The 23,463-nt window shown below is 58.0% G+C and carries 26 protein-coding genes; 4 read left to right on the top strand and 22 right to left on the bottom strand.

Features of this window, described 5'->3' with window-relative positions; genetic code table 11:
• Nucleotides 1–31: 31 nt before the first annotated feature.
• From C8273_RS06930 to rsmD, 20 genes are all read right to left on the bottom strand, one after another.
• On the bottom strand, nucleotides 32–211 hold the full coding sequence (locus C8273_RS06930; RefSeq protein ID WP_106627019.1) for a DUF5049 domain-containing protein: 180 nt from the start codon (nucleotides 209–211) through the stop codon (nucleotides 32–34).
• The gene (locus C8273_RS06935) at nucleotides 204–431 is read right to left on the bottom strand and encodes a DUF4314 domain-containing protein (protein WP_106627020.1); all 228 of its coding nucleotides are present in this window, start codon (nucleotides 429–431) and stop codon (nucleotides 204–206) included. The genes C8273_RS06930 and C8273_RS06935 overlap by 8 nt, the downstream gene beginning before the upstream one ends.
• A complete protein-coding gene (locus tag C8273_RS06940) occupies nucleotides 424–1,068 on the bottom strand; it encodes a virulence protein (protein ID WP_106627021.1) in 645 nt (214 codons plus the stop codon). The genes C8273_RS06935 and C8273_RS06940 overlap by 8 nt, the downstream gene beginning before the upstream one ends.
• A gap of 245 nt (nucleotides 1,069–1,313) precedes the next feature.
• On the bottom strand, nucleotides 1,314–4,505 hold the full coding sequence (locus C8273_RS06945) for an efflux RND transporter permease subunit (protein ID WP_106627022.1): 3,192 nt from the start codon (nucleotides 4,503–4,505) through the stop codon (nucleotides 1,314–1,316).
• Between the two features lie 12 nt (nucleotides 4,506–4,517).
• Nucleotides 4,518–5,657: an efflux RND transporter periplasmic adaptor subunit gene (locus C8273_RS06950; RefSeq protein WP_407695411.1), complete on the bottom strand. Its 1,140-nt coding sequence runs from the start codon at nucleotides 5,655–5,657 to the stop codon at nucleotides 4,518–4,520.
• 234 nt (nucleotides 5,658–5,891) lie between these two features.
• Nucleotides 5,892–6,608, bottom strand: coding sequence for a ribonuclease III (gene rnc / locus C8273_RS06955; protein ID WP_106627024.1), 717 nt, complete (start codon nucleotides 6,606–6,608; stop codon nucleotides 5,892–5,894).
• Nucleotides 6,609–6,612: 4 nt separating this feature from the next.
• A complete protein-coding gene (gene fabF / locus C8273_RS06960) occupies nucleotides 6,613–7,857 on the bottom strand; it encodes a beta-ketoacyl-ACP synthase II (RefSeq protein ID WP_106627025.1) in 1,245 nt (414 codons plus the stop codon).
• A gap of 31 nt (nucleotides 7,858–7,888) precedes the next feature.
• Nucleotides 7,889–8,836, bottom strand: a complete 948-nt coding sequence (locus C8273_RS06965) for an NAD(P)H-dependent flavin oxidoreductase (RefSeq protein ID WP_106627026.1) — start codon at nucleotides 8,834–8,836, stop codon at nucleotides 7,889–7,891.
• Nucleotides 8,837–9,115: 279 nt separating this feature from the next.
• Nucleotides 9,116–9,352, bottom strand: a complete 237-nt coding sequence (locus C8273_RS06970) for an acyl carrier protein (protein ID WP_006306294.1) — start codon at nucleotides 9,350–9,352, stop codon at nucleotides 9,116–9,118.
• A gap of 34 nt (nucleotides 9,353–9,386) precedes the next feature.
• Entirely contained in the window at nucleotides 9,387–10,130 is a 744-nt protein-coding gene (gene fabG / locus C8273_RS06975) for a 3-oxoacyl-[acyl-carrier-protein] reductase (protein WP_106627027.1), read from the bottom strand.
• Between the two features lie 38 nt (nucleotides 10,131–10,168).
• Nucleotides 10,169–11,104 carry an ACP S-malonyltransferase gene (gene fabD, locus C8273_RS06980; protein WP_106627028.1) on the bottom strand — a complete coding sequence of 312 codons (936 nt, stop codon included), beginning with the start codon at nucleotides 11,102–11,104 and terminating at the stop codon, nucleotides 10,169–10,171.
• A 10-nt stretch (nucleotides 11,105–11,114) separates the two neighbouring features.
• Nucleotides 11,115–12,062 carry an enoyl-[acyl-carrier-protein] reductase FabK gene (gene fabK, locus C8273_RS06985; protein ID WP_106627029.1) on the bottom strand — a complete coding sequence of 316 codons (948 nt, stop codon included), beginning with the start codon at nucleotides 12,060–12,062 and terminating at the stop codon, nucleotides 11,115–11,117.
• Nucleotides 12,062–13,066 (bottom strand): beta-ketoacyl-ACP synthase III, encoded by a 1,005-nt coding sequence (locus C8273_RS06990; RefSeq protein ID WP_106627030.1) that lies wholly within the window; start codon nucleotides 13,064–13,066, stop codon nucleotides 12,062–12,064. The genes fabK and C8273_RS06990 overlap by 1 nt, the downstream gene beginning before the upstream one ends.
• Nucleotides 13,059–14,072 carry a phosphate acyltransferase PlsX gene (plsX, locus tag C8273_RS06995; RefSeq protein WP_106627031.1) on the bottom strand — a complete coding sequence of 338 codons (1,014 nt, stop codon included), beginning with the start codon at nucleotides 14,070–14,072 and terminating at the stop codon, nucleotides 13,059–13,061. Before plsX ends, C8273_RS06990 begins: the two co-directional genes overlap by 8 nt.
• 27 nt (nucleotides 14,073–14,099) lie before the next feature.
• Nucleotides 14,100–14,654, bottom strand: a complete 555-nt coding sequence (fapR, locus tag C8273_RS07000) for a transcription factor FapR (protein ID WP_106627032.1) — start codon at nucleotides 14,652–14,654, stop codon at nucleotides 14,100–14,102.
• A 186-nt stretch (nucleotides 14,655–14,840) separates the two neighbouring features.
• On the bottom strand, nucleotides 14,841–15,020 hold the full coding sequence (gene rpmF, locus C8273_RS07005) for a 50S ribosomal protein L32 (RefSeq protein ID WP_006306287.1): 180 nt from the start codon (nucleotides 15,018–15,020) through the stop codon (nucleotides 14,841–14,843).
• 15 nt (nucleotides 15,021–15,035) lie between these two features.
• Nucleotides 15,036–15,536: a YceD family protein gene (locus C8273_RS07010; RefSeq protein WP_106627033.1), complete on the bottom strand. Its 501-nt coding sequence runs from the start codon at nucleotides 15,534–15,536 to the stop codon at nucleotides 15,036–15,038.
• A 55-nt stretch (nucleotides 15,537–15,591) separates the two neighbouring features.
• Nucleotides 15,592–16,131, bottom strand: coding sequence for an ATPase (locus C8273_RS07015; RefSeq protein WP_106627034.1), 540 nt, complete (start codon nucleotides 16,129–16,131; stop codon nucleotides 15,592–15,594).
• A 36-nt stretch (nucleotides 16,132–16,167) separates the two neighbouring features.
• Nucleotides 16,168–16,662 carry a pantetheine-phosphate adenylyltransferase gene (coaD, locus tag C8273_RS07020; protein ID WP_106627035.1) on the bottom strand — a complete coding sequence of 165 codons (495 nt, stop codon included), beginning with the start codon at nucleotides 16,660–16,662 and terminating at the stop codon, nucleotides 16,168–16,170.
• The gene (rsmD, locus tag C8273_RS07025) at nucleotides 16,659–17,210 is read right to left on the bottom strand and encodes a 16S rRNA (guanine(966)-N(2))-methyltransferase RsmD (RefSeq protein WP_106627036.1); all 552 of its coding nucleotides are present in this window, start codon (nucleotides 17,208–17,210) and stop codon (nucleotides 16,659–16,661) included. The genes coaD and rsmD overlap by 4 nt, the downstream gene beginning before the upstream one ends.
• A gap of 123 nt (nucleotides 17,211–17,333) precedes the next feature.
• Here rsmD and C8273_RS07030 point away from each other — a divergent pair, with 123 nt between their 5' ends.
• On the top strand, nucleotides 17,334–19,025 hold the full coding sequence (locus C8273_RS07030; RefSeq protein ID WP_106627037.1) for a DUF4127 family protein: 1,692 nt from the start codon (nucleotides 17,334–17,336) through the stop codon (nucleotides 19,023–19,025).
• 225 nt (nucleotides 19,026–19,250) lie between these two features.
• Here C8273_RS07030 and C8273_RS07035 read toward each other — a convergent pair whose 3' ends face one another.
• Both C8273_RS07035 and C8273_RS07040 read right to left on the bottom strand, forming a co-directional pair.
• The gene (locus C8273_RS07035) at nucleotides 19,251–19,649 is read right to left on the bottom strand and encodes an ExbD/TolR family protein (RefSeq protein ID WP_006692566.1); all 399 of its coding nucleotides are present in this window, start codon (nucleotides 19,647–19,649) and stop codon (nucleotides 19,251–19,253) included.
• The gene (locus tag C8273_RS07040) at nucleotides 19,646–20,335 is read right to left on the bottom strand and encodes a MotA/TolQ/ExbB proton channel family protein (RefSeq protein WP_106627038.1); all 690 of its coding nucleotides are present in this window, start codon (nucleotides 20,333–20,335) and stop codon (nucleotides 19,646–19,648) included. Before C8273_RS07040 ends, C8273_RS07035 begins: the two co-directional genes overlap by 4 nt.
• A 162-nt stretch (nucleotides 20,336–20,497) precedes the next feature.
• Between C8273_RS07040 and C8273_RS07045 the strand changes: the two genes are divergently transcribed.
• From C8273_RS07045 to C8273_RS07055, 3 genes are read left to right on the top strand one after another with little or no spacing between them, the layout of a single operon-like run.
• Complete coding sequence (locus tag C8273_RS07045) at nucleotides 20,498–22,246, top strand: ABC transporter ATP-binding protein/permease (protein ID WP_407695407.1); 1,749 nt, start codon at nucleotides 20,498–20,500, stop codon at nucleotides 22,244–22,246.
• Nucleotides 22,236–23,093: an N-acetylmuramoyl-L-alanine amidase gene (locus C8273_RS07050; protein ID WP_106627040.1), complete on the top strand. Its 858-nt coding sequence runs from the start codon at nucleotides 22,236–22,238 to the stop codon at nucleotides 23,091–23,093. Before C8273_RS07045 ends, C8273_RS07050 begins: the two co-directional genes overlap by 11 nt.
• Nucleotides 23,094–23,108: 15 nt before the next feature.
• Nucleotides 23,109–23,456, top strand: coding sequence for a hypothetical protein (locus C8273_RS07055; protein ID WP_106627041.1), 348 nt, complete (start codon nucleotides 23,109–23,111; stop codon nucleotides 23,454–23,456).
• Nucleotides 23,457–23,463: the final 7 nt, after the last annotated feature.

Below are 23,463 nucleotides of genomic sequence, written 5' to 3' on the forward strand. Positions count from 1 at the left end.
TCAGGGAGGAATCCCCGGTGCGGCTTTTCTGTTAGTCTGTTTTTCCGGTCAGGATGAACCGGGCATATTCTTTCCTGTGATCTTCGAGCCACAGCACCAGCTCATAAAAATTCTGCTCGTAGGAAAGGCGCTGGACGGTGTTCACATCGAACATATTCGTCAGGCCTGTATCCCGGATGGCGATGATTTGCTCTCGGACGGTATCATTCATTGGAATCCACCACCTTCCTGATTCGGTCTGCATCCGGCACTATGTTCAGCGAGGAGCCGTTATCCCAGTCTACCAGAATGTCACCGACGTCATCGACTCCGGTCACGGTGCCTTTCGTGCCGACCGGCGGCGCGGCAAGATCGTCCATTTGCAGCAGCTCAATTCTTGTACCGACCGGGTATCGGAGACGGAGCGCCTGAATCTGTTCTCTCTTAAGCATCAGCGGTCTCCTTCTCCGGTGCCCCGTTCCTCCATGCGCTGTTCCTGGAAAGGTTACGGAGCAGAATCCGGCGCGTGGTTTTGAACTCGTCCCCGATAAATCCGAGCCGGAGCAGGAAACAGCGGAAAGCGTACTTCTCGTTCTCCACATCCTTTTCGGTAGCAATGATGCGCTTCTGCCGTTTGACCATATCCACAAGGGCTGTAATAAAGGCGGTATAGGCTGCGGTTTCCTCGCTCTCGTTGCCCTCCGTGAGCGCGAACCAAGGGAATTCAACCTTGTCCTCGCTGACCACGATTTCAAGGCTCTCTGTGCCGACAGCCTTGCGGATAAGTGCGGCTTTGCTTGTTACAAGCCGTTTCAATTTGTCCAGCTCCGTTTCTGTGAGCGTGTTGGGTATCTCGATTGTCAATTCCGTCTGCTCCGGTTCTGCCGTAAATCCCATCTCCGCAAGCCGCTCGATGATGTCCGAACCGTCCGGGAAGTCAATGCTGCCGTCTTTCAAGATTGTGATTTCTCCGATGTCGTAGTTGCAGGTCGGCATCTTGCGGTAGACCGCTTTCTCAGCAGTCAGTTCCTCGATTGCGGCTACGAGAGTCTTTCTGGTTCTGCCGTCCAGATTCATTTTTCGTACCATGTCGTGTACCTCCTTAATTTTTGGTAGGTACATATATCCCTCTTTCCGGGCAGAATAGCAAGCGTTATGTGCGATATAAATTGATAACTTTCTGTGTCCATCCGGGCATAAAGAAAAAGCCCATGCAGGAGCATTTCTACTCTTACATGGTCTTTTCTGTTGTCCCGCTTGAAGAAGGTCGGCTTAAATTTGCTTGTTTTGACAAATCCCTAAGTTCAACCCTCTAAAGGGGAGTTTTTTTATGATTACATATAATCATCCGCCGTGCGGGTCTTTGCCTTCTTGCCGAGGCCGAGCATACGCGAGATGCGGTCGACGATGACATAGAACACGGGAATGAGGAAGATGCCGAGGACGGTGGCAAAGAGCATGCCGCCGACAACGGCGACGCCCATGCCGTTACGCGCCGCAGCGCCCGCGCCGGATGCCATGCAGAGAGGCAGACAGCCGATGATGAACGCGAACGAGGTCATAAGGATCGGTCTGAGACGCAGCCCCGCCGCCTGAATCGCCGCTTTGAGGGGATCCATGCCGCGATCGACGCGCACCTTGGCGAACTCGACAATCAGGATCGCGTTCTTTGCCGCAAGACCGATGACCATGATGACGCCGATCTGCATATAGACGCTGTTCTGATAGCCCGCTGCCGGAATGCCGATCATGCCGAAGATCGTCGCGAGGATGTACTCGGAGAAGAGTGCCCCGAAGATGCCCGTCGGCACGGTAAAGAGGACGGCGAACGGTACGCTCCAGCTCTCATAGAGTGCCGCAAGGCAGAGGAAGACGAAGACAAGGCAGAGTGCAAGCACCTGCATGGTCGAATCCGCCGACTTCTGCTCCTCCCGGCTCTGCCCCGACCACTCGATGCTGAATCCGGAGCCTGTGTGCTTCTGGACAATCTCGGTGATGGCTTTCATCGCATCGCCCGAGCTGTATCCTGTCCCCGCACTGCCTTGGATTTGGATGGAACGCGCACCGTTGAAACGGCTGATCTGCGTCGGTCCCGTTGTGAGTTTCGGCTTGAGGAGGGTATCAAGCGGCACCATGCCGCCCTGCGAGTTCTTGACAAAGACAAACTTCGCTGCCTCTGCCTCGGTGCGATAGGTCACGTCGGACTGCAGCACGACCTTGTAGGTGCGCCCAAACTGGTTGAAGTCATTGACCTCATAGCCGCCGAAGTTGACCTGCAGTGCCGTAAATACATCCGAGAGCTGAACGCCGAGGTTCTTGACCTTTTCGCGGTCGATCTCATACTGATAGCTCGGTGCGTTGATCTTAAACGTCGAGCGCACGCCCCGCAGCTCGGGACGTGTATTCGCCTCGGCAAGAATCGCATTCACGATGTCGTTGAGCTCGGTATCGGAGTGACCGGTCATGTCCTGCAGCTGCAGCGACCAGCCGCCGACATTGCCGAGACCCGGCAGCGCGGGCGGATTGATGGCGATGACGAGTGCCTCGGGCGCCTCCATTGCGCCGGCGCGGAACATGGTGCCGACCGCAGCGGCAACGGACTCAGCCAGTCCTGCACGCTGCGACCAGTCCTTCATGCCGACAAAGACGACCGCGCCGTTGGAGTTCGCACCGCCCGCGAGGATGTCAAAGCCGTTGATGGACATGACGGCGCTCTGCCCCTTGATCTCACGCTGTGCCGCCTGCTGGATCTTGTCCACGGTCTTCTGCGTCTGGTTCGTGGACGTACCCGACGGCAGCTGAATCGCGACCATCAGATAGCCCTGATCTTCCTCGGGGACAAACGTGGTCGGCAGATTCCGATAGATGATCGCCGTGAGCCCGCAGACGATGAGGAGGAAGATAAATGCAACCCTCGCCTTGCGGATAAACTTGCTGACGATGCCGACATAGCCCTTGCGCGTCGCATCAAACCAGTTGTTGAAGCGGTCAAAGAAGCGATCGAGAACGCTCTTTGTCCCATTCTCTTTCTTAGGTTTGAGCATGAGCGCACAGAGCGCGGGCGTCAGCGACAATGCGACGAAGGCAGAAATCGCCATTGAGATTGCAATCGTGAGCGCAAACTGCTTATAGAGCACGCCCATCATACCGCCGAGGAAGGCAACGGGGACAAAGACTGCCGCAAGCACGAAGGCAATCGCGACAACAGGCCCCTGCACCTCCGACATCGCACGCTCCGTTGCATCAATCGGCGTGAGCCCGCTCGCCATGTGGTGCTCGACGTTCTCGATGACGACGATTGCGTCGTCGACGACGAGACCGATCGCAAGCACCATTGCAAAGAGGGTCAGCGTATTGATGGAAAAATCCAGCAGAACGAACGCGCCGAATGTACCGATGAGGGACACGGGCACGGCGAGCAGCGGGATGAGTGTCGCGCGCCAGCTCTGCAAAAAGAGGAAGATGACGAGCACGACGAGCAGCAGTGCCTCAAGGAAGGTATGCACAACCTCCTTGATGGACGCATTGATGTAGTCCGTGCTGTCAAAGACCGACTTCATCTTGAGTCCGGGCGGGAAGGTCTTTTGCGCCTCCTCAAGGATCTTGCGCACCTCGGCAAGCGTAATCATCGCGTTCGCGTCGGAGGTCAGCTGAATGCCAAAGCCGACGGCGGGGTAGCCGTTAAATTTCGCAACAATATTATTTTGACGCTGCCCCGTCTCAATGCGTGCGACATCCTTCAGACGGACAAACGAACCGTCCTTGCCCGAGGCGATGATGACGTTGCCGAACTCCTCGGGCGTTGTGAGGCGCCCCTGCACCTTGCCCGTGAACTGCTTCTCCTGCCCGTTCTGCGTCGGCATACCGCCAACGGTTCCGGCAGGTGCCTGTACGTTCTGCTCGTTGATTGCCCGTGTAATGTCCGCAACAGTCAGACCAAGCTCTGCGAGGCGGTCGGGGTTCATCCAGACGCGCATCGCATAGTCCGCACCGAATACCTGCACCTCGCCCACGCCGCTGACGCGCTTGATTGCATCGAGGAAGTAGAGCGTCGCATAGTTCTTCATGAAGGCGCGGTCGTATGTACCGTCCTCGGAGTAGAGTGAGACGAAGTACGCCATCTGTCCCGAGGATTTGCGCGTTGTAACGCCCGCCGCCTGCACAGAGGACGGCAGGCTGGCATTTGCGCCCGCCGCATTGTTCTGTACCTTGACGGCATCCATATCGCCGTCCGTGCCGACATCGAACGTAACAGAGAGACTGTAGCGCCCCGTATCATCGGAGGTGGAACTCATATAGTCCATCCCCTGCGTGCCGTTGATTTGCTCCTCGATGACCTGCGCCACCGTCTCATTGACAACGGCAGCACTTGCGCCCGTATAGTTTGCCGACACTGCAACCGTAGGCGGTGAGATCTGCGGATACTGCGCGATTGGCAGCGAGAGCCCCGCAATCGTGCCGATGATGACGATCATCACTGCAATGACGATCGCAAAAATCGGTCGATGGATGAAAAATTTTGCCAAAGGGTCTCCTCCTTACTTCGCGGGCGTGAGCTCACGCGTGTTAAAGTTGGAGGTATCCCCCTCAAGCGAGAATCCCATCTCGCCTGCCGTCACCATCGTCACGGCAAGATCGCCGCCCTCCTGAAGGGTCGTGAGCCCCTCGACCACGACGATGTCGGAGGTATCAAGGCCGTCCTTGACCACATAATAGCTGCCGATCTTATCGCCAAGCGTGACGGTACGTGCAACCGCCTTGTTGTCAGGCCCCACGAGCATGACAAAGGACTTGCCGAGAAGCTGCTGCACGGCGCGCTCCGGAACAAGGATTGCGTTCGGAATCGTGTCCCCGATGAGGCTGACGCGCGCGAACATCCCCGGCAGGAGCAGCCCGTCCGGATTGTCAAAGAGCGCCTTGATCGTGAGCGTTCCCGTCTGAGCCGCAAGCGCGCGGTCGGAGGTCACAATATGCCCGATAATCGGATACTTCGAGCCGTTCGAGAGCGTCAACTCCACGATGGTCGCACCGATCCCGCCCGTCTTTACCGCCTGTTCCACAAGATCCAGATACTCGTTCTCCGAAAGGCTGAACTGGGCAAAGATCGGATCCGATGTCCCCATCGAGACGAGCGTCGTCGTTCCCGCCGAGACAAATGTGCCCATCGCCACATCATCCACCGAGAGCTGTCCCGACATGGGCGCATAGATGACAGTATCGTCGAGGTTTTCCTGTGCCTGACGCACGAGTGCCGCATTCGCTGCCACAGCAGCCTCGTATGCGTTCACCTGCGCCTGCTGCGTGGAGAGCATCTGCTCGGAAACTGCCGCGTTCGCATAGAGCTGCTGATAGCGCGCGAGATCCGTACGCGCATTGTTCAGCGTTGCCTCGGACTGGGCGAGGTTTGCCTGTGCCTGAAGGAGCGCACTCTCATACTGACGGGAGTCAATGCGGTAGAGCGGCTGCCCCGCCGAAACGGACTGTCCGCCCACAATGTATTTCTCAACAATATTTCCCGAGACGCGCGACTGGATCTTCACTTCGTCCGTCCCCATGATCTGTCCTGCATAGACGTGCGTGATCGGCGTATCCTGCCGCAGAACATTCATCGCCTTGACTGCCGTCGGACGTGCGCCGCCTGCCTGCTTGCCGCCGCAGCCAGACAGAAGTGTACCCATGACAAAGATCGCAGCGACCAGGACACCAAGACCTCTTCTGCTTTCAAACAAATAAAAAACCTCCTCTTCCCATTCCCCACTTGCATGGTGTTTCCCAACGCATAGATGAAGAAGGGCAGGGTTCCGCATGGAATCCCCTGCCGTAACAAACTCATATTATCGAAGCAACTCCCAAAAGTCAAGAAATGATATGTTCGCCAACGAAAAGTTTAACTAAAATCTAAGATGATGTATTCATCCATGCTGGATGCGGCTAAGAGCAGCAGCCGCCGCCTGCTGCTCCGCCTCCTTCTTGCTGCGCCCTGTCCCCTCCCCCATCGGCTGTCCGCCGATGAGGACACGTGTCGTAAATCGCTTGTCATGATCCGGCCCTGACTCATCGACCAGCTCGTATGCGACGCTCGCATGACGCTTCTGTTGGACATGCTCCTGCAAGGTCGTCTTGTAGTCCCGCATGACATGCGTACGCTGAACGAGCTGCACCTCGGCGGCAAGCTGACGCGCAACATAGTCCTGTGCCGCCTCCCAGCCGCCGTCCAAATAGACGGCACCGATCACCGCCTCGAACGCGTTCTCAAGGTTGTTCTGGCGATCAGCGCCCCCGTTATGCAGCTCCCCACGCCCAAAGCGAAGGTAGCCGCCAAGATCGAGCCGTCGCGCAAGGCGTGCAAGCGTCTCACTCTGCACGAGACTCGCGCGCATCTTCGTCAGCTCCCCCTCCGAACACGCCGGAAAATGCGCATACAAATACGTGCTGGAGGCAAGCTCCAGCACGGCATCGCCCAGAAATTCCAGACGTTCGTTATGCGGCATAGCGACCTTCGCCTCATTGGTATACGAAGGATGCGTCAGCGCCTCGTCCAAAAGAGAGAGGTCGCCGAAGGCAACGCCCATTTGTTCAGAAAGACACACGAGCCGCGCGTGCCTCTCTGCTGTCATTCCATACTTCATCGTTTTACTTCTGATACTTCTTGACGACGAGGCAGGCATTGTGTCCGCCAAAGCCGAAGGAGTTCGAGATCGCCGCGCGGACGGTCTTGGCGCGCGCCGCATTCGGCACATAGTCAAGGTCAAGCCCCTCATCCGGCGTCTCGTAGTTGATCGTCGGCGGAAGCATATCGTTTTCGACCGCCATTGCCGACGCAATCAGCTCGACACTGCCTGCCGCCCCAAGGAGATGCCCCGTCATCGACTTGATGGAGGAAACGGCAACCGCCTTTGCCGCGGAACCCCAGACCGTCTTGATCGCCTCCGTCTCACAGAGATCGTTCATGTGCGTCGAGGTGCCATGTGCATTGATATAGTCGATATCCTCCGGCTTCAGTCCTGCATCATCCAGTGCAGATTTCATGCACTTCGCCTGATACTCACCATGCGGCGCAGGGCTCGTGATGTGGTAGCCGTCCGAGTTCGAGCCGTAGCCGACAAGCTCGGCGTAGATGTGTGCGCCGCGCGCCTCTGCGTGTTCGAGCGTCTCAAGCACGACAAGACCCGCGCCCTCTCCCATAACAAAACCGGAGCGGTTCTTGTCAAACGGACGCGAGGCATGGGCAGGATCGTCGTTGTGATCCGTACAGAGCGCCTTCATCGCCGCGAAGCCCGCACTCGCAGCCTCGGAGATGCTCGCCTCCGTACCGCCCGCAAGCATGATATCCGCCTCACCGCGCTGCATCACGCGATAGGCATCACCAATGCAGTTCGCCCCCGTTGCGCACGCCGTCACAACGCAGGATACGGGACCGTGCAAACGATAGTTGATGGCAACCTGACCGGCTGCCATGTTGGCAATCATCATCGGGATAAAGAAGGGGCTGACACGCTCCGGTCCCTTGTCAAAGAGGCGCTCGTACGTGCTGTGCATCGTTTCAATCCCGCCGATGCCTGCGCCGACATAGGCACCGATCCGGTCGCGATCCTCATGGTCGAGGTCAATCCCCGCATCGGCAATCGCCATACCAGCCGACACCACGGCAAACTGGGCATAGCGATCCATGCGCTTTGCCTCTTTCTTGTCGATGTAGCCTTCGATGCTGAAATCCTTGACCTCGCCTGCAATCTGCGCGGCGTAGTTCGTTGCATCAAAGCGCGTGATCCGCTCAATGCCATTCTTGCCCGCAAGCAGCGCCTCCCAGAAGGCGTCCTTCCCGATGCCGATCGGCGTGATCGGGCCAACCCCCGTAACGACAATTCTCTTCTTCAAACCAACCGACTCCTTTCCTAGAGTTTCCACCCTAGTTCGCTGCTTCGAGCTGCGCTTTCAGCTCCTCAAATATCTCATGAACAGTCAAAATCCGATCAATGCGCGGCATGAACTCGCCTGTAAAGACAAGCCCCGTCTCAAGATCTCCCTGCTGCGCACGCGAGAGCGCACGGATGATACAGAAGTGATGATCACACTGCTTGAGGCAGCGGTCACAAACCGTCGGTGGAACGGGGCCATCCATGATCCGTTTGGAGAATGGCGTACGTACGGCACGCCCCGGCAGTCCCACAGGACTGTGGATGATGACAATATCATCCTTCTTCGATTTCAGATAATACTGTTTGAGCGACGGTGCTGCATTGGACTCCACACACGCCGCAAAGCGCGAGCCAAGCTGTACGCCATCCGCGCCCATCTTGTGCAGATCGGCAATGTCCTGCCCCGTCAGCACGCCGCCGGCGGCAAAGACCGGGATTTTCACCGCTGCACGTACATCGGAGATGATGTTCCGCACAGACTGATCCGTCCCAAGATGACCACCCGCCTCCTTGCCCTCGACAACAACCGCTGCCGCGCCAAGTTTTTCGGAGATCTTTGCCAGCTTTGCCGTGGAGACAATCGGCACAATCGGCGTGCCGGACTCCTTGCCAAGCTGGAACATATCGCGGGAAAAGCCCGCACCGGCGACAACGAGATCAATCCCCTCGTCAATCGCAATCTTGACGGCATCGGAGAAATCGCTTGCCGCGACCATCTCATTGATGCCGATAATCCCATTGGGAGAAAGTGAACGTGCGAGCCGAATCTCATAGCGCAGTTCCTTCGGCTTCATGCCGGAGGCGGCGATGAGTCCGATCCCGCCCTCGTTTGCAGCAGCGGCTGCGAGTCGCGCCGTTGTAATACGAATCGCCATACCGCCCTGAATGATGGGGACGGTTGCAATTTTATTGCCGATCCTCACCTCGGGTAGTCTCATATAAGCCCTCCAATCGGGAGAGATCGCTACACAGCACGTGCTCATCGAACACCGTTCTCTCCGCAAGAAGTTTTGGCTCCCCTCCCGTCCGCAGTTTCATCGGCACCCTGCCGAGTCCGAATGGAAGGCGAATCTATGACAGCAGGGCATACACCTGCCCTGATTTTATGCAAAGTCAATAATACTACCTTTTGAGAAAAATCCCGTGCGCCTGAGCTGTCACGGGATTTCCCTAAAAGGCCGGATGTGTGCACGATTGCGGTGGAATACCGCAGCGTCCTACTTGTTTTGATGCTGATCGATGTAGTTGACGACATCCTGAACCGTTTTAATCTTCTCAGCAGCCTCATCGGGGATTTCTACATTGAATTCCTCCTCAAAAGCCATGATGAGCTCAACAATGTCGAGCGAGTCTGCGCCAAGATCGTCAATAAAGGTGGACTCGAGGGTGACTTCATCCGCCTCCGAGCCGAGCTGTTCCACGACGATGTCGCGAACCTTGTCAAACGTTGCCATGCGTTCTCACCTCCTTTAATAAATTGATTGTATGCTACATAACCATGCCGCCGTCTACATTCAGGATCTGGCCGGTAATGTACGATGCTGCATCACTTACAAGGAAGAGAACAGCATCGGCAACATGCTCTGGTTTGCCGAGCGCCCCGAGGGGAATCCCCGCAATCAGTTTCGTGCGGATCTCCTCTTTGAGAACCGCTGTCATATCGGTGTCAATGAAGCCGGGCGCAACCACGTTGACCGTAACCCCGCGTGCCGCGAACTCCTTCGCCGCCGCCTTTGAAAAACCGATCACGCCCGCCTTTGCGGCAGCGTAGTTCGTCTGTCCAATGTTGCCGATCTCACCGACAACAGAGGAGAGGTTCACAATGCGTCCACTGCGCTGCTTCGTCATGAACTTCGCGGCAGCCTTCGTGCAGGCGTAAATCCCCTTGAGATTCGTGCCGATGACCGCATCGAAATCCTCGTCCTTCATACGAACGAGGAGCGCGTCACGCGTAATGCCCGCATTGTTGACAAGAATGTCAAGCCCGCCGAGTTCCTCGTGCACGCGCGCGACCATTTCAGCGGCAGCTGCGCTGTCCGAAACGTCCGCTTGGATGAGGAATGCCGTGCCGCCCTGCTCCTCAATGATCGCCTTGACCTCTTCGGCGGCGGCTTTGTTTCCTGCATAGTTGACGGCGACCTTTGCGCCCTCCTGTGCAAGCCGAATGGCGACCGCACGACCAATGCCGCGAGAACCGCCCGTAACAAGAGCAACTTTTCCCTCAAGAAGCATACGGATCCTCCTTCATCACAGCCGAATTCATTTAAACATTACTTCTTTAGTGTGTCAAGTGTTTTTTGCAGTGATTCTACATTCTCGACGTTCAGACTCTTCAGAGCCTTGTCGATGCGCTTGTTGAATCCCGCGAGCGTCTTGCCCGGACCGCACTCGACATAGGTGTCCGCACCGAAGTCACGCATCGTATTCACGCACGCAATCCAGCGCACGGGATGATCCGCCTGCGCCACGAGGTTCGCCTTGATCTCCGCAGCACTCTGCTGGAGACCGCCCGTATAGTTCGAGACGACAGGGAACGCCGCGTCATGCAGCTCCACCTTGTCAAGCTCCGCCGCGAGTTTCTTCGCGGCAGGTTCCATGAGCGTCGAGTGGAACGGCGCAGAGACAGGCAGGATGACCGCCTTTTTCGCTCCCTTTTCCTGAAGCAGCGCGACGGCGTTTTCAACGCCCTTTGCCGTCCCCGCAATGACCGTCTGTCCGGGGCAGTTGAAGTTGACCGCCTGAACAGCACCAACGGCGCTCGCCTCGGCACAGGCGGAGATGATCGTCTCATCATCGAGCCCGATGACCGCAGCCATTGCACCCTCGCCCACGGGGACAGCCTCCTGCATATAGGCACCGCGCTTGTGGACGAGCAGAACCGCATCCTGGAACGAGAGCACGCCCGCCGCAACGAGCGCCGCATACTCACCAAGGCTGTGCCCCGCAGCGATCTCCGGCTCGATGCCCTCCGCGCGCAGGAGCTCTGCGGCAATGACCGCCACCGTGAGGATGGCGGGCTGCGTATGCTCCGTCAGCTGCAGCTGATCGGCAGGTCCCTCAAAGCAGAGCTTGCTGATGGAGTAGCCGAGTGCCTCATCCGCCTCGGCAAAGCGCTTTTTCGCAAGATCATAGCGGTCAAAGAAATCCTTGCCCATGCCGACGACCTGTGCGCCCTGTCCCGGAAACAGAAATGCAAGTTTTCCCATTGTGAACACCTCACTCACAGGTCTTCTGAGCAGCGCCGAATGCCCCTGGAAGACCGTTGACAATATCCTCGATGATCCGCGCAACGGGCTTGATATCCGAAAGCATGCCAGAGATCTCACCGATCATGACCGAGCCGTTGTCCGTGTCGCCCTCATGCGTTGCACGGTGCAGACTGCCGACACCGAGCTGCTCAAGCTCCTCATTCGAGGCACCTGCCGCCTCCATCTCCTCATACTTGCGCGAGAGCTTGTTCTGAAGGACGCGTGCGGGGTGCCCGAGCGAGCGTCCCGTGACAACCGTCGAGCGATCCTTTGCCTTGAGCACGGCGTTCTTGTAGTTTGGATGTGCAATGCACTCATCGCTCAGGACAAAGCGCGAGCCCATCTGGATCGCCTGTGCGCCGAGTGCGAATGCCGCCGCCATGCCGCGCGCGTCGCCAATGCCGCCCGCACCGATGACAGGCACATCGACCGCATCCACCACCTGCGGAAGAAGCGCCATCGTCGTGATCTCGCCAATGTGTCCGCCGGACTCCGTGCCCTCGGCGATCACGGCATCCACGCCCGTGCGCACGAGGCGACGTGCCAGAGCCACAGACGCCACAACAGGGATGACCTTCGATCCGATCTCCTTCAGCGCCGGCACATACTCGCCGGGATTGCCCGCGCCTGTCGTGATAACGGGAACACGCTCGTCGAGCACAACCTGCATGACTTCCTTCACGAAGGGACTCATGAGCATGACATTCACACCGAAAGGCTTATCTGTCCAGCCCTTCGCCTTGTGAATCTCGTTGCGCAGCGCATCCGGGGGCATGTGTCCGGCACCGATCAGCCCGAGCCCTCCGGCATTTGAAACGGCGGAGGCAAGCTCGGCCGTACCGATCCATGCCATACCACCCTGGAAGATTGGATACTTGATGCCAAGCATCCGACAAATCGGATTGTTTTCAAACATTAACCGTTTTCCTCCTTCGCCCATTTCATAATACACGATGCCCATGTAAGTCCCGCGCCGAACCCTGCGAGGGCAATGTTGTCTCCCTTTTTGAACTGCTGCGCGTGCGCCGCCTCCGCGAGGGCGACAGGGATGGATGCGGCAGACATATTGCCGTAACGATGAATATTTATAATTACTTTGTCCATCGGCATCGCAAGTCGCTTCGCTGCCGCCTGGATAATACGGATATTCGCCTGATGTGGGACGAGGTAGTCCAGCTCCTCACGCTGCATTCCCGCTCGTTCGAGAGATGTTTCCACCGTCTTTCCCATGACCTTGGTCGCAAAGCGGAACACCGCCTTGCCGTCCATGTGAACGAAATTGAGACGCTGTTCGATCGTCTCGGGTGTCACAGGACAGAGGCTGCCGCTCGACGGAATATCGAGGGTATCGCCGCCCGAGCCATCGCTGCCAAGATCGAACGACAGCATACCATAGCCGTCCTCAACGGCGCCAAAGACAGCAGCGCCCGCACCGTCACCAAAAAGGATACAGGTATTGCGATCCTGCCAGTCAATGACCTTCGACAGCGTCTCACCGCCGATCACGAGAACGTGACGATAGACACCGCTCTCGATGAACTGGGTCGCAATCGAGGACGCATAGACGAAGCCGGAACACGCCGCCGAAAGATCAAAAGCCGCCGCCTTCTTTGCGCCCAGGCGATCCTGAAGCACACACGCCGTCGACGGGATAATGCGATCCGAGGTAAGCGTCGCCATGATGATGAGATCGAGATCTGCCGCATCGACCTGTGCGTCACGCAGCGCCATCTCTGCCGCACGCTGCGCGAGCACAGAAACCGGCTCGCCCTCGGCAGCAATCCGCCGCTCATGAATGCCCGTGCGCTCAACAATCCACGCGTCATTTGTCTGAACCATCTTCTCAAGGTCGAAATTCGTCAGCACCTTCTCGGGAACATAGTAGCCTGTTCCGAGGATGCCCGCACTGATCTTAGGCATGATCCTTCTTCCTCTCCTTTGCCAGAGCATCACGGATCTGATCCAGCACCTTCCCGTTCACGTAGTCCACCGTGACGCCAATCGCGCTGGCGACGGACTTGGCGTCCGATGAACCATGCCCGATCACGCAGCAGCCGTTGACACCGAGGAGCGGCGCACCGCCGTACTCCCTCACATCCAGCCGCTTGCCGAGACGACGCAGCGTCGGCATGAGGAGCAGGGCGCCGAGTTTTGCCATCAGCCCCGCCCCGCGAATCTCCTCCTGAATGAGTCCCAGAATGGTTTTCGCAAGCCCCTCTGCAAATTTTAGCACAACATTGCCGACAAATCCATCACAAATGACAACATCGAAATTTCCCTTGGGTACATCACGCCCCTCGGCGTTCCCGCAAAAGTGAATATTCGGCTCTGCCTTGAGCAGCGAATGGGTCTCCTTCGCCTGCTCGTTGCCCTTCGTCTCCTCCTCGCCGATGTTGAGGAGTCCGACGCGCGGACGCTCGATCCCGAAGACGTACTGTGCGTAGAGTGACCCCATCACCGCACTCTGCACGAGATGTTCGGGCTTGGAATCGACATTCGCTCCTGAGTCGAGCATAAGCGTCACACCGTCGGGCGTCGGCATCGGCGTTGCAATCGAGGGGCGCCCAACACCGCGAATGCGCTGCAGGATCAGCTGCGCAGCCGCAACGGCAGCCCCCGTCGAACCGGCGGAAAAAACCGCATCACACTGCCCCTCTTTGACGAGGCGCGTTGCAACCACAATGGAGGAATCCTTCTTGGACCGCACCGCCTCTGCCGGGTGCTCGTTCATGCCGATGACCTCGGAGGCGTGCACAATGGAGATGCGCAGTGCCGTCGGATCCGCTCCGTGCAGCTCCGCGCGAATCTGCTCCTCATCGCCGATCAGCACAATCTCACAGTCGTACTTCTTCGCTGCATCCACCGCGCCCCGCACAATCTCCTTCGGTGCAAAATCACCGCCCATCGCGTCGACCGCTATACGCATCCTGCACTCCCTTCCCCCATACGTTTGTCACTGCTGTAAAGAAACCACGATAAACTTTGCGCGAAAGACCTCTTTGTCCTCGCGATAGGTCTTTACCCAGACGAAAATCTTATTGCCTCTCTTCTTCACAATCTCCGCATGTGCAATGACCGTATCCCCCCTGTGGATCGGCGTCTTGTACTTCACATTCGCGACCCCCGTCATCGCGACAGGAGCATCGATGATCGCGAGCGCAAGCGAGTTTGCCTGAGAGAAGAGCGCCGTCCCGCGCGCAATCTCCGAGTCTGCAAAGAGAAGATCGTCCGTAACCCTGAGTGCCGATGTCCCCCGCAGCCCGAGTTCGAGCGACAGGAGATCGCCGATCACCTCGGTGTGTGGAATGGCGCGAACCTTCTCCCGCGCATTCTCCGCGAGTGTACGCACGCGCGCGCGCAGTTCCGGAATCCCAAGCTCCGTACGGTCGAGCCGCACCGTCTGCACGCTCACCGCAAGCTTTTTGGCGAGTGCCTCATCCGTCAAAAACGGCTCCTTCCGCACTGCCTGAACAAGCGTTTCCTGCCGCCGTCGCTTCTTCTCCGTCATCACACCACTCCTCTCCCGAACTCATGCACAGCGCGCGTGTTCACAAATTCATATTATTAGCACCTGCTGCTATCAGTATGCGCATATTATACTAGGTGCTAATTTTTTTTGCAAGAGGATTTTGAAAAAAAGCAAAAGAGCTGCTGCAAAAAGTCAACGACTTCTTGCAGCAGCTCTGCGTGGTTCTCATTCAGCCGCCTCGGCCACAGGCTTTCCGTCATAATAGCCGCATTCCATGCACACATGGTGTGGGAGCTTCGGCTCATGACACTGCGGGCACGATACATAGTGCGGCGCTTCGAGCTTCCAGTTCGCACGACGACGGTCACGGCGTGCCTTCGATGTTTTTCTCTTTGGTACTGCCACGTTGGATACACCTCCTTAATCGTTTTTGAGTAGGCTTTCTAAAGCCGCCAGACGGGGATCCGGCACGAACGAATCGCAGCCACAGGTTCCCTCGTTCAGGTTCTGCCCGCAGACCGGGCAGAGCCCCTTGCAATCAGACTTACACAGCTCACGCAGCGGCTCAGCCACAAGGAGGGTGTCACGCACGAGATCGTCCAGCATAATGGCATCGCCATCATAGCGTACGGCCTCATCCGTTTCTCCCGGAGTCTTCGCATAGTCCTCAGAAAAATCAAGCGCAATCTCCCGCTCCCCTTCCGCGAGGCAGCGGTCACAGACAAAGCGTCGACGTGTGCGCACCGTTCCTGCAACGCGCATGGACGATCCCGTATTCATCACCGTGCCATCCACGCGAACCGCCCCATCAAAATGGTGTGCAGCCTCCCCCATATCAAGGGAGTCCGGCGTGACGGCAAACGAGAACATACGGCTCTCGCCGAGGGAAAAGGAAGATCCCTCCACATCCAACTTCATCATGACGCATGACCTTTCACATTATAGCGGCGGTTTTCGGCGTTGTCAAGGAGCGTTTTCAGAGTTCCGCCACCTCATCCTGCGGAGCATTCATCTGCGCCTTTGCCGTACGCAGCACATTCATCGCCTGATTCAGCCCCATCTCCGCCTGCTGCACTCCCTTGAACGTGCTGCCGACATGGGCGATCAGCTGCTCAAACACCTGATTTGCATAGGCATCTGCATCACTCTGCAGACGCGTAGCACTCGACTGCGCCTGCTCCATGATCTCACGCGCCTGATCCTGTGACTGCTGCATGACCGCACGGGCGCGCTCCTTCGCCTGAATGACGATCTCACTCTCCTCAAGCATCTGGTTGGCACGCGCCTCGGCACCGGCGATAATCTCCTTCGCCTCCTCCTGCGCGCGTGCGATGATGTTCGCCTGTTCCTCCATGATCTCCTTCGCGCGGTTCAGCTCCTTCGGAAGATCCATGCGCAGCTCCTCCACGAGGTGCACAATCTCATCGTCATTCACAAGCGCCTTGTCGCTAAACGGAAGGTGAGAGGCCTCTGCGACCAGATCTTCCAACTTTTTCAGCGTATCAATTACTGCCATAAATCTATCTCCTTTTCCTGCGCAGCCGCGTGCGCCTTATCCCAAAGGGAGTTTTTTGCCATACAGCTTCAAGATAGCCCGCTCCACCGACGGCGGTACAATCCCCTGCACCGGCCCACGAAAGCGGATGAGTTCGCGCACCCCTGAGGAACTGACAAACGTCAGATCGGGGCGCGTCAGCAAAAAAATCGTATCACTCTCCGGCATGAGGTGGCGAACCATCGCCGCATGATTCTCCTCATACTCGAAATCCTTCACCGAGCGCAGACCACGCACCACCACGTGTGCGTTCTGCTGCTTCATGTAATCCGTCAGGAGCCCCGAGAACACATCCACACGCGCGTTCGCCACATGTGCCGTCGCCTCGCGCAGAAAGTGAATGCGCTCCTCCAGAGGGAAACAGCCATCCTTTTGGACATTGTGAAAAATGCAGACAATAAGCTCATCAAACATGGACGCCGCACGCTCCACAATGTCGATGTGCCCCATCGTCACGGGGTCAAAACTGCCAGCAAAAACAGCTCGTCTCATTCCTGCACCGCCTTCGTATAAAAGCACACACGCGCTGCACCGTAGCGCCGCTCGCGCATGAGCAAAAAGCTGCCGCTGTGCTCAATCAGCGGCTCAGCCGCCCCCTGCTCAAGGACAAGCAGACCGTCTGCAGCGAGCAGCCCCTCATCCACCGCAGACAGAACGCGGGCATTATCACCACGTGCATACGGCGGATCGGCAAAAACGAGATCGAACGTGCGCCCCTCACGCGCAAGTGCTGCGACCTGCCCATAGACATCGCCACGGCGAATCTCCGCGCGTGCCGCAAGCTTCGTTCGCTGCGCGTTCTCCGTGAGAATCGCGTACGTCGTACGATCCACGAGGACAGCGTGTGCCGCCCCGCGCGAGAGAGCCTCAAGCGCAAGTGCCCCCGTCCCCGCAAAGAGATCGAGCACACGCGCCTCATGGACACGCGCCCCAAGCATACTAAAGAGAGCCTCACGCGTACGGTCAGCCGTCGGGCGCGTCCCTTCCCCCACAGGGGACTTCAGACGGGTGCCGCGCGCACTGCCCGTAATGATCCGCATCACATTCCACCCGCCATTCTATATGCTTTCCTATTCTACCACAATTTGCATTTGCATTTCAACCTGTCGCCCGCACGGAAAGCTATGTTATAATACAAAGACTACGAAAAATGGAGATCTTCAATGAAAAAACATCTTCCTGTAATCGGATTGTATCTCGCGCTCTCCCTCCTCCTCTTTCACTTTGTCTTTCACCCCACATACGCGGGATCGTGGCGCACGCTCCCCGCCGCTGCGGAAAATGCTGCAGCGCAGCGCCCGCTCCTGCTCGTGCCGCTCGACTCACGCCCGCCGTGCCGGGAGTTCGTCGTAAACGGCGGCAGGATCATCGGTCGCGATATCGTAACGCCGCCGACGGAGTATATGGACTACTACTCGAAGCGGGGCGATACGAACGCGATGCGCCAATGGCTCACAGAGAATATGGGCAGCGCAGATACCGTGATTCTCTCCGTCGATCAGCTGCTCTCGGGGGGACTGCTCGCCGCGCGTGAGGCACATATCTCCGGTGCCGACATCGACGCGCTTGCGGCATATCTGCGCACGCTGCATACGGCGCACCCAAGTGTGCCCCTGCACGCGTTCTACATCCTGCCGCGTGCGATTCCGCAGGACGGGATTGAGGGCTGGCGCGAGCGGCGCGCCCTCCTCGCGTACGCGCGCCTTCTCGGACGTGCGGGCGCGGGACTGCCCGTCGATACGGAGGAGATGGAGCGGCTGCGCGCGCAGTTCCCCGACGAATATTTACAAAAGTATCTTGCCCACTTCGATGAGAGTACGGCTCTCGCCGCCATGCTCATCGGACTGACGGAGGAGGGTGTGCTGACACGCCTCGTCCTCGGGCAGGACGACGGCGAGGAATACTCGGTCGGCAATCTAAAAAAATCGGAACTCGCCGCCCTGATGCGGGAAAAAAACATCGCCCCGGATCGGGCGATGATCGTGCACGGTGCGGATGAGATTGCACTCTCGATGCTCGCGCGTCTTGCCGTGGATGAGCTGTGTGCAGCGGGCGGCGCACAGCCGCAGATTGCGCTGCGCTATGCGCGTGCGGACATGGCGGATATGGTTTTCCCGTTTATGGCCGTTTCGAACGATGTGACGGCACGCGAGAAAATTGCAATGCTCGGCGGTGCCTTGGCAGAGGAAGATGCGCCGCGTGATCTGACGCTCTTCATCGCGGCAGGTGACAACGCGGCGGACACCCTCGGCACACGAGCCCCTGCGGCGACCGACATCAGCGCGATGCTTGCAGCAGGTACAAACGTCGCCCTCGTCGATCTCTCGCGCCATTTCCATGCAGAGGAAACCCTGCTGCCCATTCTGCTCGAAAAAAATGTACCCATAAACGCACTCACAGCATACGCGGGCTGGAACACAGCGAGCAACGCCATCGGCACGGCACTCGCACAGGGCTTGCTCTCCCACTGTGCCATACAGAGGGCGACAGATGCGACAGAGCGTGAACGCATCATTGCCGCAAATCTCGCATTTCTCACGGGTCGCATCGCCGAGGACGAATTTTACCTCAAGGAGACAATCGACCGCGTGAACAATCGGCTCCGCATCGCGGGCTATCAGAACACCGCCGATCTCGATCTCACGCGCAACTGGCGCTGGGCAAACGATCTCCTGATGAACGATCTGAGCCGCCGCATACACAGCTATGAATCCACCGCCGCATTCCGCGCACCGTTGGAGCAGCACGATATGCGTCTGCGCGTCGCGCGGAGCAATATCACGGCATACTACCCGTGGCCGCGCACGTTCGAGGTACGGATGGAAGCTCAGCCGACCATCGCCTTTTCTCCATAACAAAGGGGCTGTTGTACGAAGCTGGAAAGCTTCATGCAACAGCCCTTGTCATTATGTCAGCGATATCGCCACAAGCGCCCCTTCCACCACTCACGTGGTCCCCCTCCCCCGTACGACACGGGGGAGGCTAGGATTGCGGCATCTTAGCTTCCCCCGCCAGAGCGGGGGAAGTGGCGAGCGCAGCGAGCCGATAGGGGCGCTCGTGCAGCAGTCTCTTTTACATACTTACTCCGCCGCAAGACCGAATCGCGTGATTCCTTCCTTGCGGAACTTGTCCAGCAGCTCCATGACACCGCTGTAGTTCAGATCCCCGTCTGCACGCACGACAACGGCAAAGCGCTGATTCTTCTGACTCTCGGCACGCGCACGGCGCAGGAGGGTCGCCTCGTCGATCTGCTTGTCCTCAAGCCAGAGCGAGCCGTCCTTGCGCACGGTGACGAGATAGGTCACGTTCAGCTGCGTCTGCGCCGTCTGCGCCTTTGGCAGATTCACGTCCACAGTCTTGAGGTTCACCATGTAGAGTGTGCTCATGATAAAGAACACGAGCAGAAAAAACATGATGTCGATCATGGGGATAATCATGACCTCGGGTTTTTCAAACGCCCTTCTGTCGCGCAGCCTCATGCCTCATCACCTTCCGCCGTTTCTCCGGTGCGCGGAGCGTTCTCGACCACGCCCTTGACCCCTGCCGCGCGTGCCAGTTCCACGCGGCTGCTCTCAGCAGCGGAGAAGCACATCTCCATATCGGTAACGATGTTCTCAATGCGCTGGGAGAAATACGCGTGTACGGAGAGCGCGATAATGGCAACGCACAGACCCATCGCCGTTGCAATGAGCGCCTCACCGACACCGCCCGTGATCGCACTCGGCTCGCCCGCCTCAAGATTGAACACGCTGAACGTCGAGATCATGCCGCTGATCGTGCCGAGCAGGCCGAGCAGCGGCGCCATGGTGACAATGACGCTCAGATAGTACATACGGCTGCGCAGCTTGGAGAGTGCGATGCCGGACTGAATCTCCATGTAGGAGGACATCTTGCGCGAGTTCTTACTGTTTTTCGTAATTGCACTGAACAAAATATCCGCAATCGCGCCGCGCTTCTCGTCCGTCCACGCAACGGCTTCCCGATAGCGCTCGTTCGCAATGTGCAGCATAAACTCCCGCGCAAACGCACGACCTGCGTCCATCCGTGTAAAGTAGAAAGCACGCTCTATACCGATAAAGACGACAAAGATCGACGCCGCGAGCAGGAAGTACATGACAATACCGCCCTGCCGAAAAAACTCAAACCCCTGTGAAACAAATTCCATTCTGTGACCATTCCTTCCCTTCTGGACTGCGATGACCCTCGTCATCTCCTAATAAGCGCCCCCATTCTACTACATATTTCTATTTGCGTCAACGATAACAAGTATCATTATATCGTTTTATCAACGCCGAATGCCTTGCGGACGATGGGAAAAAATATTATAATGAAATCCGTTCTTTCTGATGAAGGAGGCTATGGATTGAAGTTACCTATTGTACGCGGCTTCTGGCAGCTGTTCAAAGGATATTGGAGTTCCCCCGAGAAATGGAAGGCGCGCGGACTGCTTGCCGCAGTCATTGCGCTCAATCTCATCATGGTGTATCTGCTCGTTCAGATCAACGACTGGTACCGCGTGTTCTACGACGCGCTGCAGGCATACGATTGGGATTCGTTCTGGCCGCTCATCGGCAAATTCACCGTACTCGCCTTCATCTATATCATCATCGCCGTCTACGCCGTCTATCTCCGTCAGATGCTGACAATCAACTGGCGTACATGGATGACGGAGCAGTACCTGGCGCGCTGGATGCACGGACAAGTCTACTACCGCCTGCAAGTCCTGCGCAGCGACACGGACAACCCCGACCAGCGTATCAGCGAGGACATCAATCAGTTTGTATCGCTCACGCTGACGCTGCTCGTCGGCATCCTCAAGCAGCTGACGACGCTCGGCGCATTTGCCGTCGTACTCTGGAACCTCTCGGGCGCGGTCACCGTTCCCATCGGCACCGCAGAGTTTACGATCTACGGCTATATGTTCTGGCTGTCCCTCCTCTACTCGGGGCTTGGCACGTACTTCGTCCACATCGTCGGCAAAAAACTCATCGGTCTGAACTTCAATCAGCAGCGCTACGAGGCGGACTTTCGTTTCAGTATGATGCGCGTGCGCGAGAACAGCGAGAGCATCGCATTCTACCGCGGCGAGATGGCGGAATCGGTCGGCTTCAAGGAGCGTTTTGCAAACGTCATCAAAAACTACTGGGGACTCATGCGCCGGACGAAGCTGCTGAACTTCTACGTCAACGGCTACGGTCAGCTCGCGATCATCTTTCCGCTCATCATGGCAGCGCCGCGCTACTATGCGGGCGAAATGGCACTCGGCGGACTCATGCAGACGATGTCCGCGTTCGGCCGCGTACAGGACGCACTCTCCTTCTTCGTCGATTCCTACAGCTCCATTGCAGAGCTTGCCGCCGTCATTCAGCGACTCTCCGGCTTTACGGAGCATATCGCGGGAGCCGCGCAGGTGACCAGCGGCATTGCACGCACCGAGGGAAGCGGCAGCACACTTGCGCTCGACGATCTCACGGTCACCCTGCCGGACGGCGCTCCGCTCCTTACGGCTTGCACACTTTCTCTGCCGCAGGGCAGCCGAACCCTCGTGACGGGTGCCTCGGGTGCCGGCAAGAGCACGCTGCTGCGTGCGCTCGCAGGGCTATGGCCGTACGGCAGCGGAAGCATCAAGCTGCCGCAGGGAGCAAAGCGCCTCTTTCTCCCCCAGCGCCCCTATCTCATCCTCGGCTCGCTGCGCCGCGCACTCTCCTATCCGCGCACGGCAGGTGCGCCGGATGGAGAGATCGCACGCATTCTGAGCCTCGTCGGACTGGAGCACTTCGCTGCACGCCTCGATGACGTGGACGACTGGAGCCGCATCCTCTCACTCGGCGAGCAGCAGCGCCTTGCCTTTGCGCGTATCCTGCTCATCCGTCCCGACTGGATTTTCCTCGACGAGGCGACCTCTGCCCTCGACGAACCGCGCGAACGCGCACTGTATGAACGACTGCATCAGGAACTCCCCAACGCCAGCATCATCAGCGTCGGCCACCGCTCGACACTCTTTGCCCTTCACGATACGGAGCTCCACCTCACAGATCAATCGTATTCCTATCAGGAGATCTCCCATGAACCGTAGAGAATTTCTGCGCCAGCTGGCACTTGTCGGCATCGGCGCCGCCGTCTTTCCCTTCTTCCCCGCCGCCGCTGAGGCATCATGGTACATTCCGTCGGCACTTCCGGGTGTGGCAGTGCGACAGACCCATCTGAGCTTCGGTGCGCTCGAAAATCGCTTCGTGACAGACTGTATCGTCGTCCACCATATTGGCATGGCAAACAATGATGATGTCTCGGCAGAAACGGTTCACCAATGGCATCTGAACAACGGCTGGTCGGGCATCGGCTATCACTTCCTCATCCGTAAGGACGGCACGATCGAGCAGGGGCGTCCGCTCGGCACGGTCGGCGCCCATGTATACGGTGAAAACCGCCATACCGTCGGCATCAATCTCGCCGGCAATTTCGAGATGGGCACACCGACCGATGCGCAGGAAATCTCTGCGGCGCATCTCATTGCCGCACTCTGCACCGTCTATCAGCTCGATCCGCTGTGGCAGGTCACGGTGAAGGGGCATCGCGACCTGAACGCCACCGCCTGCCCCGGCCGCTATCTCTACGCCGACCTGCCTGACATCGTGGAGCAGGCACGCATTTACTACGGCTCAGAGGAGATGCAGGCGGAGCGGCTGCGCATTGCACAGCACGAGCGCGAGGAAGAGGATCTGCGGCGTGAGCGCCTCCGCGCACAGATCGAGGAAGTGCAGCGCAAAAACGGCATGGCACGTCCCTCGCACCCGGCACCGAGCACACCCAATCCGCCCGTACAGCCTCCGCCGAAAAAAGCGGAGCTAAGACCGAACAAGCGCCCCGATCTCCCAAAGCCGCCCCCGCAGCCAAGACCCGAGCAGCGGCGCATTGCAACGTAGAGGAGGTGAAGAACGATGGGATTCCACTATCGATGGTTCGACCGCGATCAGGAGAAAGTAGACGAGATGGGCATTCCCCTAACGCGTGCCCAGATTGACGCACGCGCCCGCGAAAAAAAGCTGGAACGCCTCTTTTCGCGCGGTGAACAGACCGGCATCGTCCTCACCGCCCTGATCTTTGCCTACGGTTGGACGGAGGACGATCTCTCGCTCATCTTCTTCTGCCTCTCCTTCCTGATCTTTGAACTCCGAAAGATTGCCGCACATTTTTCCAAGACTTACGGCAAGAGTATTGCAAACGCCATGCAGGGCTTCAGCATCGCACTGGTCATCGGCGCACTCATCATGGTACTCAGCACCTAGGAGGCAT

The sequence above is a fragment of the Candidatus Centipeda massiliensis genome, assembly GCF_900290285.1.
Classification (GTDB): Bacteria; Bacillota; Negativicutes; order Selenomonadales; family Selenomonadaceae; genus Centipeda; species Centipeda massiliensis.

Bases quoted from the DNA above. Each gene is read 5' to 3' on its own strand.
- C8273_RS06930 (WP_106627019.1), bottom strand. From the start codon at position 211: ATGAATGATACCGTCCGAGAGCAAATCATCGCCATCCGGGATACAGGC.
- C8273_RS06935 (WP_106627020.1), bottom strand. From the start codon at position 431: ATGCTTAAGAGAGAACAGATTCAGGCGCTCCGTCTCCGATACCCGGTC.
- C8273_RS06940 (WP_106627021.1), bottom strand. From the start codon at position 1,068: ATGGTACGAAAAATGAATCTGGACGGCAGAACCAGAAAGACTCTCGTA.
- C8273_RS06950 (WP_407695411.1), bottom strand. From the start codon at position 5,657: ATGGGTACACTTCTGTCTGGCTGCGGCGGCAAGCAGGCAGGCGGCGCA.
- rnc (WP_106627024.1), bottom strand. From the start codon at position 6,608: ATGAAGTATGGAATGACAGCAGAGAGGCACGCGCGGCTCGTGTGTCTT.
- C8273_RS06965 (WP_106627026.1), bottom strand. From the start codon at position 8,836: ATGAGACTACCCGAGGTGAGGATCGGCAATAAAATTGCAACCGTCCCC.
- C8273_RS06970 (WP_006306294.1), bottom strand. From the start codon at position 9,352: ATGGCAACGTTTGACAAGGTTCGCGACATCGTCGTGGAACAGCTCGGC.
- fabG (WP_106627027.1), bottom strand. From the start codon at position 10,130: ATGCTTCTTGAGGGAAAAGTTGCTCTTGTTACGGGCGGTTCTCGCGGC.
- fabD (WP_106627028.1), bottom strand. From the start codon at position 11,104: ATGGGAAAACTTGCATTTCTGTTTCCGGGACAGGGCGCACAGGTCGTC.
- fabK (WP_106627029.1), bottom strand. From the start codon at position 12,062: ATGTTTGAAAACAATCCGATTTGTCGGATGCTTGGCATCAAGTATCCA.
- C8273_RS06990 (WP_106627030.1), bottom strand. From the start codon at position 13,066: ATGCCTAAGATCAGTGCGGGCATCCTCGGAACAGGCTACTATGTTCCC.
- plsX (WP_106627031.1), bottom strand. From the start codon at position 14,072: ATGCGTATAGCGGTCGACGCGATGGGCGGTGATTTTGCACCGAAGGAG.
- fapR (WP_106627032.1), bottom strand. From the start codon at position 14,654: ATGACGGAGAAGAAGCGACGGCGGCAGGAAACGCTTGTTCAGGCAGTG.
- C8273_RS07010 (WP_106627033.1), bottom strand. From the start codon at position 15,536: ATGATGAAGTTGGATGTGGAGGGATCTTCCTTTTCCCTCGGCGAGAGC.
- C8273_RS07015 (WP_106627034.1), bottom strand. From the start codon at position 16,131: ATGGCAGTAATTGATACGCTGAAAAAGTTGGAAGATCTGGTCGCAGAG.
- coaD (WP_106627035.1), bottom strand. From the start codon at position 16,662: ATGAGACGAGCTGTTTTTGCTGGCAGTTTTGACCCCGTGACGATGGGG.
- rsmD (WP_106627036.1), bottom strand. From the start codon at position 17,210: ATGCGGATCATTACGGGCAGTGCGCGCGGCACCCGTCTGAAGTCCCCT.
- C8273_RS07030 (WP_106627037.1), top strand. From the start codon at position 17,334: ATGAAAAAACATCTTCCTGTAATCGGATTGTATCTCGCGCTCTCCCTC.
- C8273_RS07035 (WP_006692566.1), bottom strand. From the start codon at position 19,649: ATGAGGCTGCGCGACAGAAGGGCGTTTGAAAAACCCGAGGTCATGATT.
- C8273_RS07040 (WP_106627038.1), bottom strand. From the start codon at position 20,335: ATGGAATTTGTTTCACAGGGGTTTGAGTTTTTTCGGCAGGGCGGTATT.
- C8273_RS07045 (WP_407695407.1), top strand. From the start codon at position 20,498: ATGAAATCCGTTCTTTCTGATGAAGGAGGCTATGGATTGAAGTTACCT.
- C8273_RS07050 (WP_106627040.1), top strand. From the start codon at position 22,236: ATGAACCGTAGAGAATTTCTGCGCCAGCTGGCACTTGTCGGCATCGGC.
- C8273_RS07055 (WP_106627041.1), top strand. From the start codon at position 23,109: ATGGGATTCCACTATCGATGGTTCGACCGCGATCAGGAGAAAGTAGAC.